The sequence below is a fragment of the Rhodopseudomonas sp. AAP120 genome, assembly GCF_001295845.1.
GTDB lineage: Bacteria > Pseudomonadota > Alphaproteobacteria > Rhizobiales > Xanthobacteraceae > Rhodopseudomonas.
Genome location: NZ_LJIC01000016.1, coordinates 1 through 17,953 on the forward strand (window position 1 = coordinate 1; position 17,953 = coordinate 17,953).

The following is a 17,953-nucleotide window of genomic DNA, read 5'->3' on the forward strand; positions in this document are numbered from 1 at the left end:
AAGCCGAATCCGCGGCCGATGTTTCCCAATCCGCCGGGCCTGTTGCGGCTCGAGCCGCATTCCGAAGGGCTACGCGATCGCATCTGGTGGGGCGCCGGCTCCAACGCCACGGCGGTGTGGGCCGCCAAGCTCGGCATGAACCTGCAGAGCTCGACGCTGAAGAACGACGAGACCGGCGAGCCGTTTCACGTCCAGCAGGCGGCGCAGATCCGCGCCTATCGGGCGGCATGGCAGGAGGCCGGCCATACGCGGACGCCGCGCGTCTCGGTCAGCCGCAGCATCTTCGCGCTGGTCGACGATCGCGATCGCGCTTATTTCGGCCGCGACGACGGCCAGCAGGACCAGGTCGGCTATCTGGACGCGCAGACACGGGCGATCTTCGGCCGCTCCTACGCGGCCGAGCCCGACAAGCTGATCGAGCAGCTCAAGCAGGACGAGGCAATCGCCGAAGCCGACACGCTGCTGCTGACCGTTCCGAACCAGCTCGGCGTCGACTACAACGCCCACGTGATCGAAGCGCTGCTCACCCACGTCGCCCCCGCGCTCGGCTGGCGCTGAGTGCGGCCGCGTTCGATCCGGTCATGAACGGCGGTGAGCCCGCCTAGCGCGGGCTCCGCTGACGGCCGTCGCGCGAACGCTGTCGTGCCGGACGCTTGTCCGGCTCGACTTGAATCTCCTTCAGCGCGCCATCGGAGACCACGTCCACGACGATCACCAGCCTGCCGTCGGTGATGTGAAGCCCGGCGCTGACGGCCCGGCCGGCGCCGTATTTCTCGGCGATTCCGATGGCTTCGGTGAGTGGCATCCGCGATCGTTCGAACGCCTCGACGTTGCGCTTGTCGTCACCCTGCAGGTCAGCCACCGGCATGACCGCCATCGAGCTGACGATCCGGCGCGTTTTCACATCGACCACCGTGTCCCAGACCTGGCCGTCCTTGATGGCTTTGATCTCGAAGAACGGCGCCCCGCCCTGATCGTTCAGCGCAATGTCGTACACGCGCGCGTCGCCGAGCCGGCGCTCGACCATGGCGACGAGATCGGTCCCCGACGAGAGGCTTCCCACCGTCATGTCCGGCTCGGACTCGCCGGCCGCTGCAGGCGGAGACTCGATCGCCTCCGACTCGCGGGCGGCCTGCGCGCCCGGCATCGCCTGGCCCATCAGACACAGGACCATCACAGATTGGGCCAGCAGGCTCCGTGCAGACATCGCCGCCTCGTTGATCGTCGACGCGGCAATTGCGGCCGTGTCGCGCTGTTAGTTAGCTCCGGCCACCCGTCGCGCCGCACTCGCTTCGGGCATCGGTTCCACAGCCGGCGCATCCGCCGGCGGCGCTTTGGTCCATGCGTGGCCGGACAGCGCCTTGTCGTAGCCGTACTGGAACAGGTCGCGCATGTAGGCGGTGTTGAAGCCCGCCGGCGACAGCGGACGATCGGCCTCGATGTAGCTGAGGTTGAAGCCGAACTTATTACGGCGGGCGAAGTCGTAGGTGGTGAACAGGATCGACCGCGTCTGCGTCTTGAGTAGCGTCGACGACGACCGCCCGGCGATCTCGAGAGTCCTGTCGGGAACGACCTGGAATTCCGGTTCGATCTTGTTGTTGATCAGGATGTAAAGCTGCAGATCGAGCGACTTGCCCGAAGCATTGCGCAGCAGATAGGCCTCCGGCAGCGTCAACACCGGCGCCATCACGCCGCCGTCGACATGCATCTCCTGAAACCGTGCGCCGCCGGCTTCGGCGTTGATCAGCATCGGCGGAAACACCGCCGGCAGGCTCGCCGAGGCCGCAACGACGTCGCGAAACAGATCCAGCGATTCAGGCGTCCGCAGCGACGCGATACGGCCAAGATCCCAAATCACCGAGCGCTGCGAATCCAGGTTGGTCGTCACCACGAACAGCATACGCCCCTTGGCGTATTCAGCGGCGACGGAGGCGACGAACTGCTCGTTGATGTATTGAGCCACCAGTTCGCGCAGCCGCTTGTTGCCGAACAGGCCGGACCCGAAAATCGCGTTCAGCGGGTTCGGCGAGTCGAGCAGCGTTTCGGCGATACCGCTGGTGTAGAATTCGCGCAGCGTCGGATCGTATTGCGGCCCGAGGAACGCGAACGGCGCGATCAACGCGCCGGTGCTGACGCCCGACACGATCGAAAACGACGGGCGCGTGCCAGCCGCGGTCCAGCCATTGAGCAGCCCCGCCCCGTAGGCACCATCGGCACCGCCGCCAGACAACGCCAGATAGTTCCGCGGGCCTGCGATGAGTTTCATCTGGACGAACGCGGACGCCGGCTCGTCGGCATAGCGGCGCAGATCGTTCATGTTAAGGACCCGCGCGGCATTCGCTTCGGCAGCCGTGTACGGCACGCGCGGCGGCGACGCGCACGCCGCGAGCATCCAACTCAACACGATGACAAGCGAAACGACGAGCGGCCGGGACATGCGACGCATGGTGCTTCCAAAGGGTTGACAACCAATTAGGGATTTGAGGCGTCGCAGTGTCGGTCGGCGGTCGTATCCACAGAATGATGCGGCTGGCTCGAACGCGGAACCCGCTCGAGATAGTCCTGATGGATCGCCTGGATCGTCTTGCGATCGTCGAACTTCACGCGCCAGCTGCTCGGCGAGCCCTGCCCGACGATCAATCCTTCACGATCGCCGTATTTCGGATGACGCGAGCGCCCGAGCGGACTCATCCGAACGCGAGCACCACGGCACAGCGGCGAGGAGGAAGCATGATCTGTCATTTTCATGAACGGGCGCCTTCTTCCGGCATCTTGATACGAAACCACGCAACATAGAGCGCGGGGAGGAACAGAAGAGTCAGGACCGTGCCGACGATGATGCCACCCATCATCGCGTAGGCCATCGGCCCCCAGAACACTTCACGCGCGATCGGGATCAGCGCGAGGCTGGCCGCCGCTGCGGTCAGCAGGATCGGCCGCATGCGATGCTCGGTGGCTTCCATCACCGCCTCCCAAGGCGGTTTGCCCTCGCCGCGCAGCGTTTCGATCTGCACGATCAGGATCACCGAGTTGCGGATCAAAATGCCGATCAGCGCCAGCACGCCGAGGATCGCGACGAAGCCGAGTGGCGCGCCGCTCGGCAGCAGCGCGGCGACGACGCCGATCAGCGCCAGCGGCGCCACCGCGAACACCAGGAACAGCCGGTGGAAGCTCTGCAACTGCACCATCAGGATCGTCGCCATCACGAACAGCATGATCGGCACGACCGCGGCGATCGGCGCCTGCGATTTGGCGCTCTCCTCGACCGTGCCGCCGACCACCGCCGCGTAGCCGAACGGCAGCTTGGCGTTGAACTCGGCGACCTTCGGCTTCAACTGATCGACCACGGTGGCCGGCTGCACACCGCCGACGATGCCCGCCTTCAGGGTGATGGTCGGCAGGCGCGAGCGGCGCCAGATCGTCGGCTGCTCGAGCTCGTAGCGGAAGGTCGCCACCGCCGCGAGCGGCACCGACTGCCCGCCGCTGCCCGACAATTGTAGGTTCCGCAACGTCTCGATCGAACCGCGTTCCGACGCATTGGCGCGGCCGAGCACGTTGACGAGATAGATGTCGTCGCGCACCTGGGTGACCGAGGCGCCGTCGAGGATGCCGTTCAGGGTCGAAGCAATGTCCTCGGAGGTGATGCCGAGCTGCCGCGCCTTGTCCTGCAGCACGTCGACCTTGACGACGCGCGCCGGCTCCATCCAGTCGTACACCACCTCGCCGAGATGCGGGTTGGTCGCCATGATGCCGGCGAGTTGCCGCGACAGCTCGCGCACCTTTCCGATGTCCGGCCCGCTGACGCGGTACTGAATCGGCCGGCCGACCGGCGGACCGATGTCGAGCAGCTTCACCAGTGCGTCCGTGCCCGGGAATGTCTTCTTCAGATAGGCCTGCAGTTCAGGCTGCAGCCGATCGCGATCGGCGAGACTCTTGGTCACGATCACCATCTGGCCGAACGACTTGTCGGCCGGCTGCACGTCGAACGACAGCACGAAGCGCGGCGCGCCCTGCCCCACATAGGTCGACCAGTGATCGATGCCGTCCTTGCCCTGCAGCGCCTCGCGCTCGAACTGCGCCATCTGGGCGCTGGTTTCGGCGATCGAGCTGTTCTGCGGCAGGTTCCAGTCGACGATCAGTTCGTTGCGATCCGACGACGGGAAGAACTGCTGCTGCACGAAGCCCATGCCGACCAGCGACAGCGCGAATGCCGCCACCGTCACGCCGATCGTCAACCATCGCCAACGCATGCAGAACGACAGCGTGCGGCTGAAGACGTTGGAGAACCATCCCTTGGTTTCGTGATGTCCCTTCATCTTCTTCGGCAGGATGGTGACGCCGAGCAGCGGCGTGAACAGCACTGCGACGATCCAGGACGTCACCAGCGATACCGCGATGACGACGAACAGCGTGAAGGTGAATTCGCCCGCCGCGCTGCTGTTGAGGCCGATCGGAATGAAGCCCGCCACCGTCACCAACGTGCCGGTGAGCATCGGAAAAGCCGTCGAGGTGTAGACGTAGGTCGCCGCCTTCTCGAGCGAGTCGCCGATCTCGAGCCGCGCCACCATCATCTCGACCGCGATCATGGCGTCGTCGACCAACAGGCCGAGCGCGATAATCAGCGCGCCGAGCGAAATGCGCTGCAGCGAGATGTCGGAATACTGCATCACCAGGAAGGTGATCGCCAGCACCAGCGGGATCGAAATCGCCACCACCAGGCCGGCGCGCAGGCCGAGGCTGATGAAGCTGATCGCCAGCACGATCGCGACTGCCTCGAACAGCGCCCGAGTGAAGCCCGACACCGCCTCGTCGACGATCTGCGGCTGGTCAGATACCAGATGCACTTCGGCGCCGACCGGAAGATCGGCCGAGATGTGCTTCATCTTTTCTTTGAGCGCTTCGCCGAACTGCAGCAGGTTGGCGCCGGCCTTCATGCCGATCGCCAGACCGATCGCGGGTTCACCCTTGTACCTGAACAGCGATGTGGGCGGATCGGAGTAACCGCGCCGGATGGTGGCGATGTCGGTGAGCGGGAAGAACCGATCGTTGACGCGCAGATTGATCGCCTTGAGGCTCTCTTCCGAGGTGAACTGCCCGCTGACGCGAACCGCGATCCGTTCCGGGCCCGCCTGCAGCACGCCGGACGGCGTGATCGCGTTCTGCGCCTGTAGCGACGCGATGATCGAGCGTTGATCGAGCCCCAGCGCCGCCACCCTGCGCGGCGAGAACTCCAGGTAGATGACCTCGTCCTGAGCACCGACGATGTCGACGCGCCCGACATTCGGCACCTGCAGCACCTTGGCGCGCACGTCCTCGACCTGATCACGGAGCTGACGCTGGGTGAGACCGTCGCTGGTGAAAGCGTAGATGTTGCCGAACACGTCGCCGAAGCGATCGTTGAACGCCGGCCCAACCACGCCTTGCGGAAAGTCGCCCTTGATGTCGTTGATCATGTTGCGGACGCGCACCCAGGTGGGAACGACGTCCCGCGCCTTGGTGGTGTCGCGCAGATAGACGAACACCGTGGTTTCACCAGCCGTGGTGATGCTCTTGGTGTAGTCGAGCGACTCCAGCTCTTCGAGCTTCTTCTCGATCCGGTCGGTAACCTGGCGGGTGGTTTCTTCAGCCGAAGCGCCCGGCCACTTGGCCTGGATCACCATCGTCTTGATGGTGAACGCCGGATCTTCTTCGCGGCCGAGCTCCAAATACGAAAACAGTCCGGCCGCCATGAAGGCGATCATGAAGTACCAGACCATCGAACGATGGTGCAGTGCCCAGTCGGAGAGGTTGAACTTCTTCACGCTTGCGGTTCCCCTTCGAGGCGGACCCGCTGGCCCTCCTTGAGTTGATGCACCCCCGCTCTCGCCACGCGCTCCCCGGCCTTGATCCCGTCCGTCACCTCGACGGAATTGTCGTCATCCCGCACGACCTGCACCTTGCGCTTGCTGACCGACTTGGTCGCAGGATCGATCACCCAGACGCTGGACTGGCCGTTCTCGGTCAGGATCGCCGTCGCCGGCAGCGGATAGCCGCGCCGCGGTTTGTCCGGAATCAGCGTGGTGATCGTCGAGCCGAGACGGAACGTGTCCGGCGGCGCTTCGAGGGTGATGCGCACCCGGCGCGTCCGCGTGACCGCATCGGCCTGGGGCGCCACTTCGCGCACTTTGCCGGCGGCCTGAATCCGCTGATCGAGCTGCAGCCTGACCGTGAGCGGCGTGCCGATCTTGAGCATGCCGGCGAGCTCGTCGGCGACGTCGATCACCGCCTCGCGAATGTCCGGTCGCGCCACCGTCACGACGGTCTGGCCGGGATTGACGATCTGGCCGACCTGGACGCCGACAGCCGTGACCACGCCGGCATACTCCGCCTCGAGCTTGGTGTAGCTGAGTTGCTCGCGCGCCTTGGTCAGGTTGGATTGCGCGCGCGTGACGGCGGCTTGCGCGGCGGCACTGCTCTGTTCGGCGGAATCCAGCGTCGCCTTGGTGGTGGCACCGGATTCGATCAGCGTGCGCTGGCGGTTGGCCGTATTGCTGGCATTGGCGAACTGGCCCTGCGCCGTCGACAGCTCGGCCAACGCCGAGCGCACCGCCAGTTCCGCCGCGAACGGGTCGACCGCGGCCAGCAACTGCCCCTTCTCGACCGTGTCACCAACGTTCACGGGGCGGGCGATCAGCCGGCCCAACATCCGAAATCCGTAATCGGTCCTGAACTGCGGCTCGACGGTACCGACCACGGCGAGGCTGGTCGCCTCCAGCGGCGCCACCACCATCGAGAGCACGGGCCGGATCGGCTCCGGCTGCTCCGCCTTCTTGCCGCAGCCGGCGACCAGCACGCAGGCGACAACCACGCCGGCAATCCGAAGCACCGTCATGCGCCGAGCCCATCGTAAGTGACGATTTGCGACGGGCGCAGCAGCTTGCCGCCCTCGGTCACGACGCGATCGCCGGGCGCCAGACCGCTGGCGACGATTACCGAATTGGTTTCGTAGGTCTGAACCACGATGGCCTTCAGGGAAACGGCGTGGCTTTGCGGATCGACCACCCAGACTGCGGGCCCCCTGGCGTCGGAGGTCAGGGCGCTCCATGGCAGGACGATCCGTTGAACCGGCTTGCTGCGCCCTTCGGCCGCCACCACGCTGCCGAGCGTCATGGCGGCGGGCGGGTCGGTGATGGACATCTTGACGCGCACCGCTCCGCTTTTCGGATCGACGGTCGGCGAGACCTCGCGCGGCGTCGCCAGCGCGGTGACGGAGGGATCGGACAGCAGCGTCAGTTTCGCGACGCGTCCCTCCCAAGGCGTCAGGAAGATCGACTCGTACACGTCGACGACGGCATCGCGCGCGCCGTCTTCGGCCAGCGTGTAGGCCGATTGCGCGGCCTGGGCGACCTGCCCGACTTCGATATTGCGTGCGGTGATGATGCCCGAGGCGCTGGCGCGCAGCTCGGTGTAGCTCAAGGCGTCGGTGGCGTTGCCGAGCTGCGCCTTGGCGGTTTCCAGCGAGCCTTCCGCGGTGTGCAGCGCCTCCTGCGCCTGGTCATACGCGACACGGGTGGTGAAGCCCTTGTCGATCAGCGACTTCTGACGATCGAAATTGGCCGTGGCGACGCGCAATTGCGCTTCGGCCGCAGCGACCGCGGCCTGGGAGCCGGCGAGGTCCGCCTGCTGCTCGGTCGGGTCGATCCGAGCCAGCACGTCCCCGGCCTTCACGTGAGCGCCCACGTCGACCAACCGCTCGGTGACCCGGCCGCTGACACGGAATGACAACTCGGTGCTCACCCGCGCCTGAACGTCACCGGTCAACCGAATCACGGTCTGCCACGGCTGCAGCTGGGCAACCTCGGTCTTGACCAGCGTCACTTGCGGCGCGGGCTGGGATTTCTCGCCGCCGCACGCCGCCAGACACAGCACGACCGGGACCAACAGGATGGTCCGGAACGAAGAGAGCATCACCGATTGGTCCATTTCATCAACTCGGTACGCCCTCAGTATTATTGACTGACTCGAAAGTCAATAATAAGGTTCGGTTGATTGGAGTTCGCAATGTCTCCCCAAACCAAGAAGACGCGCAGCAGACGTAAAGCCGAGCGGCCCGCCGAGATTCTCGACGCCGCTTTCGAAGAATTCGTGCAGCACGGCTATTCGGCCACTCGGCTGGAGGATGTGGCGTCTCGGGCCGGGGTAACCAAGGGGACGGTTTATTTCTATTTCGACGCCAAGGAGCGCGTGTTCGAGGAGATGGTGCGACACAAGTCGCAGACCTTCCTGCCCGACCTGGCGAATTACGTCGGCACCCTGCAGGGGTCCTATACGGAGCGGCTGCGCGCGTTAGTGGCCTTTACCTATCGCCACATCGCCGAGAACCGCGAATCTCGCGAAGTCTTACGCTTCCTCATCTCCGAGGGGGGGCGCTTTCCGGAGCTGGTCGAGCGTCACTACGACGAGTTCGTCATGCCGATGCTGGAGCAATTCAAAACGGTGATCGACGGCGGGGTGGCTGCAGGCGAATTTCGGGCCACGCCGGCGACGGAATTCATCGAGGTGATCATGAGCCCGTCGCTGTTGGTCTGCCTGTGGTCGATGCTGTTCGGAACTCGCAAGCACTTCGACATCGGGCGCTTCACCGAAGCCAGCACCGACCTGCTGTTACACGGCCTCGCCAAATAACGCGTCCGGCACGGCCGGGTCCGGAGGCCAGTTCCCTGCCCCACCCGCCGGTGCATAACGACCTGTATTCGTGCCCGGAGCGCTCGACGGGGTGGCGCCGGATTGTTAAGCCCCCTCCTCCGAAAGGAGAGTCGGGCCGACATGACCGTTGCGATCGAGATGGGGCAGACCAGCGGCGGCGGCGCGGCAACTCTCGACCTCGAGGAACTGCTGGCCACCCGCCTGCTGGTGCAGGGCAATTCCGGCTCCGGCAAATCCCATCTGCTGCGCCGCCTGCTCGAGCAGAGCGCGCCGTGGGTGCAGCAGGCGATCATCGATCCGGAAGGCGATTTCGTCACGCTGGCCGAGCGCTTCGGCCATCTCGTCATCGACGCCGAGGATCACACCGAGCGCGGCCTGCAGGTTGCGGGAGAGCGCACCCGCACGCATCGCGTCTCGGTGGTGCTCAACCTCGAAGGGCTCGATGCCGAGAACCAGATGCGCCGCGCCGCCGCGTTTCTCGACGGCATGTTCAACACCGCGCGCGATCATTGGTACCCGATGCTCGTGGTGGTCGATGAGGCGCAGCTGTTCGCGCCCGCCGTCGCCGGCGAAGTTTCGGACGACGCGCGCAAATTGTCGCTCGGGGCGATGACCAATCTGATGTGCCGCGGCCGCAAGCGCGGCCTCGCCGGCGTCATCGCCACGCAGCGGCTTGCCAAGCTCGCCAAGAACGTCGCTGCCGAAGCTTCGAATTTTCTGATGGGCCGCACCTTCCTCGACATCGACATGGCGCGCGCCGCCGATCTGCTCGGCATGGAGCGGCGTCAGGCCGAAGCGTTTCGCGATCTCGAGCGCGGGCAATTCATGGCGCTCGGCCCGGCGTTGTCGCGCCGGCCGCTCGGCCTGCGCATCGGGGCGACCGAGACCCATCCGCGCAACGCCTCGCCGAAGCTGATGCCGCTGCCGGAAGCCGCGTTGGAAGACGCCCGCGCCGTGATCCTCGCCGCGCCGCCGCCGGACGCCGCGATCAACCGGCCGCAGCGCCGGCAACCCGCACCTGATCTGCTGAGCCAGCTCATGGCCGCGAAGTCGGCCGCGATCGATGCCCGCCCCGAGCCGGAAGCCGTGCCGCTGACCGAGGAGCAACTCGCCGAGCGTCGCGAGCGGCTCGACCGCATTCTGCGCGCGATCCTCGCCGAGCCGGATGCCGGCTTCCGCGCCATCGGCGTGCTGTATCAGGAATTCATCGTGCGCTGCCGGATCGAAGGGCTCGCCGCGACCATCCCCGACATGGTTGAATTCCGCCGGATGCTGACGCATGCGCGCGCCGGCCTCACCGCCGAGATGGCGGCCGACGACGGCTGGCAGGACGTCACGCTGCGCGCGTCGATTCTGCCCGACGACATGCAGGGCGTGTTCATGATGATCGCGCGCGCCGCCAAGGAAGGCTGGCCCTGCCCCGGCGACGCCGCCATCGCCCGCGCCTACGGCACACACTCGCTGCGCCGGGCGCGCCGGCTGCTGACTTATATCGAAGAGCAAGGGCTGATCGTCTGCCAGTTCGACGGCACCGGCCGCCGCATCGTCACGCTGGTCGAACTCGCCTGGGCGACGGCACCGGGTGACCCGAATGCGGCGGAGGATCTGCCGATCGACGACGAAGTTCGCGCCGCCTCCGCCTGACCCCTCGCATCCGCACCGGTCAGAAAACGGTTCAAGTCGGCGCGCCGATTTGCGATACCGGGTGGCACTCGCATGTTGCCTGCCAGGAGGATCGCCATGAAGACACGGGCCGCCGTCGCGTTCGAAGCCAAGAAGCCGCTCGAAATCGTCGAAGTCGATCTCGAAGGGCCGAAGGCCGGCGAGGTCCTGGTCGAGATCAAGGCGACCGGCATCTGCCACACCGACGCCTACACGCTCGACGGCTTCGACTCTGAAGGCATCTTCCCGTCGATCCTCGGCCATGAAGGCGCCGGCATCGTCCGCGAGGTCGGCCCGGGCGTGACGTCCGTGAAAGTCGGCGATCACGTCATCCCGCTGTACACGCCGGAATGTCGGCAGTGCAAAAGCTGTCTGAGCCAGAAGACCAACCTGTGCACCGCGATCCGCGCGACGCAGGGTAAAGGCCTGATGCCGGACGGCACCTCGCGCTTCTCCTACAAGGGCCAGCCGATCTTTCACTATATGGGCTGCTCGACGTTCTCGAACTTCACCGTGCTGCCGGAGATCGCGGTGGCGAAAATTCGTGACGACGCGCCGTTCGACAAGAGCTGCTACATCGGCTGCGGCGTCACCACCGGCGTCGGCGCGGTGGTCAACACCGCCAAGGTGACGCCCGGCTCCAACGTCGTGGTGTTCGGTCTCGGCGGCATTGGCCTCAACGTCATCCAGGGCGCCAAGATGGTCGGCGCCGACAAGATCGTCGGCGTCGATATCAACGACGACAAGGCCGAATGGGGCCGCCGCTTCGGCATGACCGACTTCGTCAACCCCAAGAAAATCGACGGCGACATCGTTCAGCATCTGGTGGCGCTGACCGACGGTGGCGCCGACTACACGTTCGATTGCACCGGCAACACCACCGTGATGCGCCAGGCACTGGAAGCCTGCCATCGCGGCTGGGGCGTCTCGGTGGTGATCGGCGTTGCCGAAGCCGGCAAGGAAATCTCCACCCGCCCGTTCCAGCTGGTCACCGGCCGCGTCTGGAAAGGCAGTGCCTTCGGCGGCGCCCGCGGCCGCACCGACGTGCCGAAGATCGTCGACTGGTACATGAACGGCAAGATCGAAATCGACCCGATGATCACCCACGTGCTGAAGCTCGAGGAGATCAACAAGGCGTTTGATCTGATGCACGAGGGCAAGTCGATCAGGTCGGTGGTGGTATTCTGAGAAAGCCCCGCTCGTTCGTCGTCCCGTGCAAGCGCACGTTCTCGCCTCAACCTCTCCCCGTCATTGCGAGCGAAGCGAAGCAATCCAGCCCCAAGCACTCCGCTGGATTGCTTCGTCGGCTTCGCCTCCTAGCAATGACGAACAAACAACCACGTCAATCCAGGGCGCCAGCGTAGCGCCAACCGGGGTTGCAATTCATGAACATCCTCTCGTTCGTCATTCCGGATTGCGCGCAGCGCAAGTCCGGAATCCATACGCCCTACACTCGCGATGACGCACCCGGGCACTCGCAACGCGTAGTAGTGGGTAATGACAGGGGATATGGATTCCGGGCTCGCCGCTTCGCGGCGCCCCGGAATGACAAAAGTAGCGTTCGTGCGCGTCGTGGAGATTCCGGGTTCGTGCAGCTTCGTTGCGCGCCCCGGAATGACGAACGCGAGGTCAATGACGAACGAGAGGCTTACGTCTCAGCCGTGCCGCCGGCGAAGTTGCGGTACACAAACTTCTCGCCGCCCTGCTCTGCCTCGGCCTCGGCCGTCTTGAAGATCCCCTCGTGCAACGGCGATAGCGCACACGCAGGATCGGTCGCGGCCGCGTCACCGGCGAGCGCAAAAGCCTGGCAGCGGCAGCCGCCGAAATCGATTTCCTTGAAAGCGCAGCTGGCGCACGGCTCCTGCATCCAGCCGGTGCCGCGATAGCGGTTGAGCGCCTCGGAATTCCGCCAGATCTCCGCGATCGACGCGCCGCCGCGCACCGAGTCGAACGCCAAGCCGGTGATCGTCTCGGCGGCGTGACAGGGCAGCACCTTGCCGCTCGGCGAGATGTTGAAGAACTGCCGGCCCCAGCCGCCCATGCAGGTCTTCGGCCGTAGCGCATAGTAATCCGGCACGACGTAATCGATCGACAGCTGGCCCTTGAGCCGCTCGCGCGCGGCCTCGACCAGTGCCGTGCACTCCTCGATCTGCTGCAGCGTCGGCATCAGCGCGGCGCGGTTCTTCAGAGCCCAGCCGTAGTACTGCACATTGGCGACTTCGAGCCGGTCGGCGTCGAGCGCGACCGCCATCTCGATGATATCGGGCAACTGATGCAGATTTTGACGATGCATCACCGCGTTGACGGTGAGCGGCAGATCGAGCTCGCGCGTCCAGCGCGCCACGTCGAGTTTCTTGGCGTGACCATTGGCATAGCCGCCGACGCGATCGGCCAGCGTCGGCTCGTTGCCCTGGAAGCTGATTTGGACGTGACAGAGGCCGGCATCGGCCAGCGCAGCGAGACGCTCGCGGGTCAGCAGCACGGCTGATGTGATCAGATTGGTGTAGAGGCCGAGGTCGCTGGCGTGTCGCACCAGTTCCACCAGATCCTTGCGCGCCGTAGGCTCGCCGCCGGAGAAGTGCACCTGCAGCACGCCGATCGCGGCGAGTTCGCTGAGCACGCGCTTCCATTCGTCGGTCGACAGCTCCGCGCCGCCGCGCTCCAATTCGACGGGATTGGAGCAATACGGGCATTGCAGCGGGCAGCGATGCGTCAGCTCGAGTAGCACCGCAAGCGGGATGCCGTAGCTCTCCGCGACGCTGCCGGGCTGATCCAGCACCGCCGCGCCCGCCGCAGCAGTTGTCAGGTCGCTGTCGCTCATGGCGCCGGCTCCCGCGCCTCGGTCAAGAAGCCCTTGTCGGCGAGATCCTGCAGCAACGCCAGGACGTCGGCGCCGATCTCGGTCCGATCGGCCGTGTACTTAGCGGCGAGTTCATCGACAATGCTCGCGACGCTGCGCGTACCGTCGCACAGTTGCAGGATCTCGACCGCGATGTCGTCCGGCGCCAGCACGCGCTCCGGCGCCAGGATCACCCAGCGCTGCCGCGTCTCGTCGAAGCGCAGCTTGGCGTGGCGCGGCAGCACCGGCCGGCTGGTCTCGCTGACGGTGATCTTCCGCGCCATCGCCGCCTCACCCGGCTCGCGGCACGAAGGCGCCGGGCGGAATGTGGCCGTCGACATAAGCATGATGCAGCGCGTCGAGCTGGGCCCACAGCACGTTGGTCTTGAAGATCAGCGCGTTGCACACCGCCTCGCGTTCGGCCGGCGTGGTGGCATGGCGCTTGACGTAATCAAGCGCGAAATCGGCATCGCGCGGCGCCTGGGTCAGGCGACGTTTGAAATAGCTCATGATGTCCGGATTGACGAAATCGTAATGCGCCAGCATGCCGGAGATGCGTTCCTCGTGCAGATTCGGCGCGAACAGCTCGGTCAGCGACGACGCGATCGCTTCCAGCGGCGTGCGGTCGCGGACGAAATGCACGTAAGCATCGACTGCGAACCGCGTCGCCGGCAGGATGCCCTCGGTCGACTCGACATAGGCGCTGTCGAGGCCGAGCCCTTCGGTCAGCTTCAGCCAGCGCTCGATGCCGCCCTCACTGTCGAGGTCGCCGTCGTGATCCTCGATGCGGTGCCGCCATTCGACGCGTGTCGCGCGGTCGCGGAATCGGGAGATCACCACCGCGTCCTTGATCGGGATCGTGCTCTGATAATAGTAGCGATTGAGCGCCCAGGCCTGCACCTGGCCCTTGTTCAGCTTGCCGCCGTGCAGCAGGCGATGAAACGGATGCAGATTGTGATAGCGCGTTGCGCCGATCTGGCGCAGCGCCGCTTCCAACTCGTCCGCATTCTGCAGAGGCGCGGAGCCGTTGATCGAAAAGGCCGTCATCGCGTTCACGGCGTCACCTCCATCCCGTCCGACGGAATCGTCCAGCCCGCCTCGTCCACAGCCTTGCGTTCGGCGGTGTCCGCCAGCAGCGCCGGGTTCGAATTATTGATATGCACGAACAGTCTTTGCGCAATGCCGAGGTCGTGCAGTGCGGCGATGGCGCCGTCGTTTCCTGACATCGCAATGTGGCCCATCGCCTGCCCGGTTTTGTGGCCGAGGCCCGCGGCGATCAGTTCGTCGTCGCGCCACACCGTGCCGTCGAACAACACGAGCGCCGCGCCGGCAAGCCGCGCCTTGAGCTCGTCCGTCACCCGCCCGCAGGCGGTAAGCACGTGAACCGACGTGCCGGTGACCTTGTCGGTGACGGTCAGACCGAGCGTGTCTCCGTCTGCCGCATCGCCGCCGGGATGCACCTGGCCTTCGAGATACCAAGCCGCCTTGCCCGGCACCGCAAACGCGGTGACGACGAGGCCTGAGGGCGTGCCATCCTGCAGCGCCAGCTCGAACGGCTGATCGATGTCGATCGGCTGTCGCCGCACCAACTGCTCATTCAGGACGTTGAAGATGCTGTTGGCGCGGAGCACCGCCAGCACCTTAGCATGGGCGTAGATCGTAAACGGCCAGCCTTCGCGCATCGACAGCAGCCCGGCCACCGCATCGACTTCGCCATTGGTGAGGATGACGCCGGCAATCGGGCTATGGCGCAGCGCGCCCTCCTTTGGATGCAGCTGCGGGGTCGCGATCACCTGTTGGCGCAGATCGGGCGACGCGTTGATCAGGAACCAGTGCGCCCCATCGGCGCTGATCGCGATCGAGGCTTGGGTGCGGCGTAACGCCGGATCGGCGAAGGCGGCGCGGCACACGGCGCAGCCGCAATTCCATTGCGGAACGCCGCCGCCCGCCGCAGCGCCCAGCACGACGACGCGCATCATTCAGCCCCTCCGCCGCAAAAATAAAGCAGCCGGCGTGAAACGCCGACTGCTCGGAACTCGACAGCCTCGCTGCGGCTGATTACTTGCGCACCGCGCAGGCGTACATGTTGATTTCCATGCCGACGGAGATTTCGACGATCGCAGGTTTCTTCCAGGCCATGATGTCCTCCCGAGGATTGCAGAACTGACGTCGCAATAAGTCGAAGATAGAGTTCGGACGAAACGCGCGCAAGCGCGGCGTGGTTGCGCATTGCCCTATCAACTCGAGGTGAGCAGGCGCAGCACGATGCCTGCTGCAGCGCAGGATGAAGTGTCGCAGAGCCAGCGATTAGTTCACGACCCCGCCGTGCCGATGGCCGAGCTGCCCGAACGTCGCGGGTTCAACCACGACGGCTGCCCCGCGTGTGACGACACCCCTCCGAAAGCTTGGCATGCCAGAAGCTGCTGTGGATAACGTGACATATCGCAGATGCGAAGTAGGCGGGCTTGACCCGTGGCATCTGGTATGCCAGATCAGGCCCATTAACAGGCATGGACCAGTCCGCAGCGATGATCGCACGCGCCCGAGCCAAGATTGTCGACGTTGTCCGCGAGCCGGATCTGGCGGTGACGCGGCTCGCGCCGGAGGTCAGCTACAAGGCCAAGGCCTATCAGGCGCTGAAGCAGGCCATCCTCAAGATGGACATCTACACCACGCCCGAGCCGGTGATGCTCGACGAGCGCGCGCTGTCGGACAAGCTCGGCGTCAGCCGCACGCCGATCCGCGAGGCGATCGCGATGCTCGAGCAGGACGGGCTGGTGAAAGCCCTGCCCCGCCGCGGTATCGTCGTGGTGCGGCGGACCAAAGCCGAGATCGTCGACATGATCCGTGCCTGGGCGGCGCTGGAAAGCATGGCGGCGCGACTGATCACCACAATGGCCCGCAAGCGCGACATCACCGCGCTGCGCGACGTGTTCAAGGATTTCGGCCCGGACCGGCTGCCGCAGGATCACATCGAGGAATATTCCCGCGCCAACATCGTGTTCCACCAGGCGCTGATCTCGCTCAGCGAATCGCAGGTGCTGGTCGACATGACGGGCGACATCCTGCTCCACGTGCGCGGCTATCGCCAGCTCACCATCGGCCGCAAGGAACGCATCGCCGCGTCGCTGCCCGAACACCTCGCGATGATCGAGGCGCTGGAAGCGCGTGACACCGAACTCGCCGAGAAACTCGCCCGCGATCACACGCTGCGGCTCGCCGACTATGTCGAGGCGCACGGACAGGAGTTGTTCGCGTGACACCCACTCGCCTTCTGAAACGTACCCCATCCCCGTCATTGCGAGGAGCGCAGCGACGAAGCAATCCAGCCCGGTGCACGGCGCTGGATTGCTTCGCTGCGCTCGCAATGACGGGCGGAGGCGTATCGCATTCAACCATTCACTCAGCCGCTGATGGCTGGACGGTCAGACACGGAGTAACCCAATGACCAAGGCGCTCGACGGCGTTCGCATTCTCGACTTCACCCACGTTCAGTCCGGGCCGACCTGCACGCAGTTGCTGGCGTGGTTCGGCGCCGACGTCATCAAGGTGGAACGGCCGGGCACCGGCGACATCACCCGCGGTCAGCTGCAGGACATCCCGAAGGTGGACAGCCTGTATTTCACCATGCTGAACCACAACAAGCGCTCGATCACGCTCGACACCAAGAACCCGAAGGGCAAGGAAGTCCTCACCGCGCTGATCCGCACTTGCGACGTGCTGGTGGAGAACTTCGGCCCCGGCGTGCTGGACCGTATGGGCTTCACCTGGGAGAAGATCCAGGAGATCAACCCGCGCATGATCGTCGCGTCGATCAAGGGGTTCGGTCCGGGCCCGTATGAAGACTGCAAGGTCTACGAGAACGTCGCGCAGTGCACCGGCGGCGCCGCCTCGACGACCGGCTTCCGTGACGGCCCGCCGCTGGTCACGGGCGCGCAGATCGGTGATAGCGGCACCGGCCTGCATCTTGCGCTCGGTATCGTCACCGCGCTGTATCAGCGTCAGCACACCGGCCGCGGCCAGCGCGTCACCGCTGCAATGCAGGACGGCGTGCTCAATTTGTCGCGCGTCAAGCTGCGCGATCAGCAGCGCCTCGCCCACGGCCCGCTCAAGGAATACAGCCAGTTCGGCGAAGGCATCCCGTTCGGCGACGCGGTGCCGCGCGCCGGCAACGATTCCGGCGGCGGTCAGCCCGGCCGCATCCTCAAGTGCAAGGGCTGGGAGACCGACCCGAACGCCTACATCTACTTCATCACCCAGGCGCCGGTGTGGGAGAAGATCTGCGACGTGATCGGCGAAACCGGCTGGAAGACCCACCCGGACTACGCGACGCCGCCGGCCCGGCTGTCCCGGCTCAACGAGATCTTCGCACGCATCGAACAGTGGACGATGACCAAGACCAAGTTCGAGGCGATGGAGATCCTCAACCAGGACGACATCCCGTGCGGGCCGATCCTGTCGATGAAGGAACTGGCAGAAGATCAGTCGCTGCGCGCCACCGGCACGGTGGTCGAGGTCGATCACCCGACCCGCGGCAAGTATCTGTCGGTCGGCAACCCGATCAAGCTGTCGGACTCGCCGACCGAGGTGAAGCGCTCGCCGCTGCTCGGCGAGCACACCGACGAAATCCTGCGCGACGTGCTCGGCTTCAGCGACGCCCACGTCGCCGAAATTCACGAGTCCGGCGCCACCACCCCACCGCGCAAGCAGGCAGCCGAGTAGTCAGCACCTTACCGCGCTCGCGCCTGCGAGCGCGGTAAGCATCTC

Annotated in this window: 17 protein-coding genes; 6 read left to right on the top strand and 11 right to left on the bottom strand. The window is 65.4% G+C overall.

Annotated features, from left to right (window positions below):
* Positions 1-558: LLM class flavin-dependent oxidoreductase (locus IP86_RS03175; protein ID WP_197279604.1), on the top strand; the 558-nt coding region annotated here is incomplete at its 5' end.
* A 43-nt stretch (positions 559-601) separates the two neighbouring features.
* Here IP86_RS03175 and IP86_RS03180 read toward each other — a convergent pair.
* The 6 genes from IP86_RS03180 to IP86_RS03205 all read right to left on the bottom strand — a co-directional run bounded on the left by IP86_RS03180 (position 602) and on the right by IP86_RS03205 (position 7,947).
* Positions 602-1,159, bottom strand: a complete 558-nt coding sequence (locus IP86_RS03180) for a hypothetical protein (RefSeq protein ID WP_156332377.1) — start codon at positions 1,157-1,159, stop codon at positions 602-604.
* A 96-nt stretch (positions 1,160-1,255) separates the two neighbouring features.
* Entirely contained in the window at positions 1,256-2,446 is a 1,191-nt protein-coding gene (locus tag IP86_RS03185; protein ID WP_156332378.1) for a patatin-like phospholipase family protein, read from the bottom strand.
* Between the two features lie 26 nt (positions 2,447-2,472).
* A complete protein-coding gene (locus tag IP86_RS03190; protein ID WP_245290516.1) occupies positions 2,473-2,691 on the bottom strand; it encodes a hypothetical protein in 219 nt (72 codons plus the stop codon).
* Positions 2,692-2,744: 53 nt separating this feature from the next.
* Positions 2,745-5,801 carry an efflux RND transporter permease subunit gene (locus IP86_RS03195; protein WP_054161073.1) on the bottom strand — a complete coding sequence of 1,019 codons (3,057 nt, stop codon included), beginning with the start codon at positions 5,799-5,801 and terminating at the stop codon, positions 2,745-2,747.
* The gene (locus tag IP86_RS03200; RefSeq protein ID WP_054161074.1) at positions 5,798-6,871 is read right to left on the bottom strand and encodes an efflux RND transporter periplasmic adaptor subunit; all 1,074 of its coding nucleotides are present in this window, start codon (positions 6,869-6,871) and stop codon (positions 5,798-5,800) included. The genes IP86_RS03195 and IP86_RS03200 overlap by 4 nt, the downstream gene beginning before the upstream one ends.
* Positions 6,868-7,947 carry an efflux RND transporter periplasmic adaptor subunit gene (locus IP86_RS03205; RefSeq protein WP_502693984.1) on the bottom strand — a complete coding sequence of 360 codons (1,080 nt, stop codon included), beginning with the start codon at positions 7,945-7,947 and terminating at the stop codon, positions 6,868-6,870. The genes IP86_RS03200 and IP86_RS03205 overlap by 4 nt, the downstream gene beginning before the upstream one ends.
* A 93-nt stretch (positions 7,948-8,040) precedes the next feature.
* On the opposite strand from IP86_RS03205, the gene IP86_RS03210 reads away from it, so the two are divergent.
* The 3 genes from IP86_RS03210 to IP86_RS03220 all read left to right on the top strand — a co-directional run bounded on the left by IP86_RS03210 (position 8,041) and on the right by IP86_RS03220 (position 11,535).
* On the top strand, positions 8,041-8,664 hold the full coding sequence (locus IP86_RS03210) for a TetR/AcrR family transcriptional regulator (RefSeq protein ID WP_054161076.1): 624 nt from the start codon (positions 8,041-8,043) through the stop codon (positions 8,662-8,664).
* Positions 8,665-8,805: 141 nt separating this feature from the next.
* On the top strand, positions 8,806-10,329 hold the full coding sequence (locus IP86_RS03215; protein WP_054161077.1) for a helicase HerA domain-containing protein: 1,524 nt from the start codon (positions 8,806-8,808) through the stop codon (positions 10,327-10,329).
* A gap of 96 nt (positions 10,330-10,425) precedes the next feature.
* Positions 10,426-11,535 carry an S-(hydroxymethyl)glutathione dehydrogenase/class III alcohol dehydrogenase gene (locus IP86_RS03220; RefSeq protein WP_054161078.1) on the top strand — a complete coding sequence of 370 codons (1,110 nt, stop codon included), beginning with the start codon at positions 10,426-10,428 and terminating at the stop codon, positions 11,533-11,535.
* A gap of 460 nt (positions 11,536-11,995) precedes the next feature.
* On the opposite strand, the gene pqqE is transcribed toward IP86_RS03220, so the two are convergent.
* The 5 genes from pqqE to pqqA all read right to left on the bottom strand — a co-directional run bounded on the left by pqqE (position 11,996) and on the right by pqqA (position 15,325).
* On the bottom strand, positions 11,996-13,168 hold the full coding sequence (pqqE, locus tag IP86_RS03225; RefSeq protein ID WP_054161079.1) for a pyrroloquinoline quinone biosynthesis protein PqqE: 1,173 nt from the start codon (positions 13,166-13,168) through the stop codon (positions 11,996-11,998).
* On the bottom strand, positions 13,165-13,470 hold the full coding sequence (gene pqqD / locus IP86_RS03230; protein ID WP_054161080.1) for a pyrroloquinoline quinone biosynthesis peptide chaperone PqqD: 306 nt from the start codon (positions 13,468-13,470) through the stop codon (positions 13,165-13,167). The genes pqqE and pqqD overlap by 4 nt, the downstream gene beginning before the upstream one ends.
* Positions 13,471-13,477: 7 nt before the next feature.
* On the bottom strand, positions 13,478-14,242 hold the full coding sequence (gene pqqC / locus IP86_RS03235; protein ID WP_054161081.1) for a pyrroloquinoline-quinone synthase PqqC: 765 nt from the start codon (positions 14,240-14,242) through the stop codon (positions 13,478-13,480).
* Positions 14,239-15,165, bottom strand: a complete 927-nt coding sequence (pqqB, locus tag IP86_RS03240) for a pyrroloquinoline quinone biosynthesis protein PqqB (RefSeq protein ID WP_054161082.1) — start codon at positions 15,163-15,165, stop codon at positions 14,239-14,241. Before pqqB ends, pqqC begins: the two co-directional genes overlap by 4 nt.
* 79 nt (positions 15,166-15,244) lie before the next feature.
* On the bottom strand, positions 15,245-15,325 hold the full coding sequence (pqqA, locus tag IP86_RS03245) for a pyrroloquinoline quinone precursor peptide PqqA (RefSeq protein WP_054161083.1): 81 nt from the start codon (positions 15,323-15,325) through the stop codon (positions 15,245-15,247).
* Positions 15,326-15,714: 389 nt separating this feature from the next.
* Here pqqA and IP86_RS03250 point away from each other — a divergent pair, with 389 nt between their 5' ends.
* Positions 15,715-16,446 carry a GntR family transcriptional regulator gene (locus IP86_RS03250; RefSeq protein ID WP_054161126.1) on the top strand — a complete coding sequence of 244 codons (732 nt, stop codon included), beginning with the start codon at positions 15,715-15,717 and terminating at the stop codon, positions 16,444-16,446.
* 184 nt (positions 16,447-16,630) lie between these two features.
* Positions 16,631-17,908: a formyl-CoA transferase gene (gene frc, locus IP86_RS03255; RefSeq protein WP_054161084.1), complete on the top strand. Its 1,278-nt coding sequence runs from the start codon at positions 16,631-16,633 to the stop codon at positions 17,906-17,908.
* Positions 17,909-17,953 lie beyond the last annotated feature (45 nt).

Excerpts from the sequence above, each read along its gene's own strand:
- frc (WP_054161084.1), top strand. The coding sequence starts at position 16,631 with ATGACCAAGGCGCTCGACGGCGTTCGCATTCTCGACTTCACCCACGTT.
- IP86_RS03215 (WP_054161077.1), top strand. The coding sequence starts at position 8,806 with ATGACCGTTGCGATCGAGATGGGGCAGACCAGCGGCGGCGGCGCGGCA.
- IP86_RS03180 (WP_156332377.1), bottom strand. The coding sequence starts at position 1,159 with ATGGGCCAGGCGATGCCGGGCGCGCAGGCCGCCCGCGAGTCGGAGGCG.
- pqqD (WP_054161080.1), bottom strand. The coding sequence starts at position 13,470 with ATGGCGCGGAAGATCACCGTCAGCGAGACCAGCCGGCCGGTGCTGCCG.
- IP86_RS03190 (WP_245290516.1), bottom strand. The coding sequence starts at position 2,691 with ATGAGTCCGCTCGGGCGCTCGCGTCATCCGAAATACGGCGATCGTGAA.
- IP86_RS03220 (WP_054161078.1), top strand. The coding sequence starts at position 10,426 with ATGAAGACACGGGCCGCCGTCGCGTTCGAAGCCAAGAAGCCGCTCGAA.
- pqqB (WP_054161082.1), bottom strand. The coding sequence starts at position 15,165 with ATGATGCGCGTCGTCGTGCTGGGCGCTGCGGCGGGCGGCGGCGTTCCG.
- IP86_RS03185 (WP_156332378.1), bottom strand. The coding sequence starts at position 2,446 with ATGCGTCGCATGTCCCGGCCGCTCGTCGTTTCGCTTGTCATCGTGTTG.
- pqqA (WP_054161083.1), bottom strand. The coding sequence starts at position 15,325 with ATGGCCTGGAAGAAACCTGCGATCGTCGAAATCTCCGTCGGCATGGAA.
- pqqE (WP_054161079.1), bottom strand. The coding sequence starts at position 13,168 with ATGAGCGACAGCGACCTGACAACTGCTGCGGCGGGCGCGGCGGTGCTG.
- IP86_RS03200 (WP_054161074.1), bottom strand. The coding sequence starts at position 6,871 with ATGACGGTGCTTCGGATTGCCGGCGTGGTTGTCGCCTGCGTGCTGGTC.
- IP86_RS03250 (WP_054161126.1), top strand. The coding sequence starts at position 15,715 with ATGATCGCACGCGCCCGAGCCAAGATTGTCGACGTTGTCCGCGAGCCG.
- IP86_RS03210 (WP_054161076.1), top strand. The coding sequence starts at position 8,041 with ATGTCTCCCCAAACCAAGAAGACGCGCAGCAGACGTAAAGCCGAGCGG.
- IP86_RS03205 (WP_502693984.1), bottom strand. The coding sequence starts at position 7,947 with ATGCTCTCTTCGTTCCGGACCATCCTGTTGGTCCCGGTCGTGCTGTGT.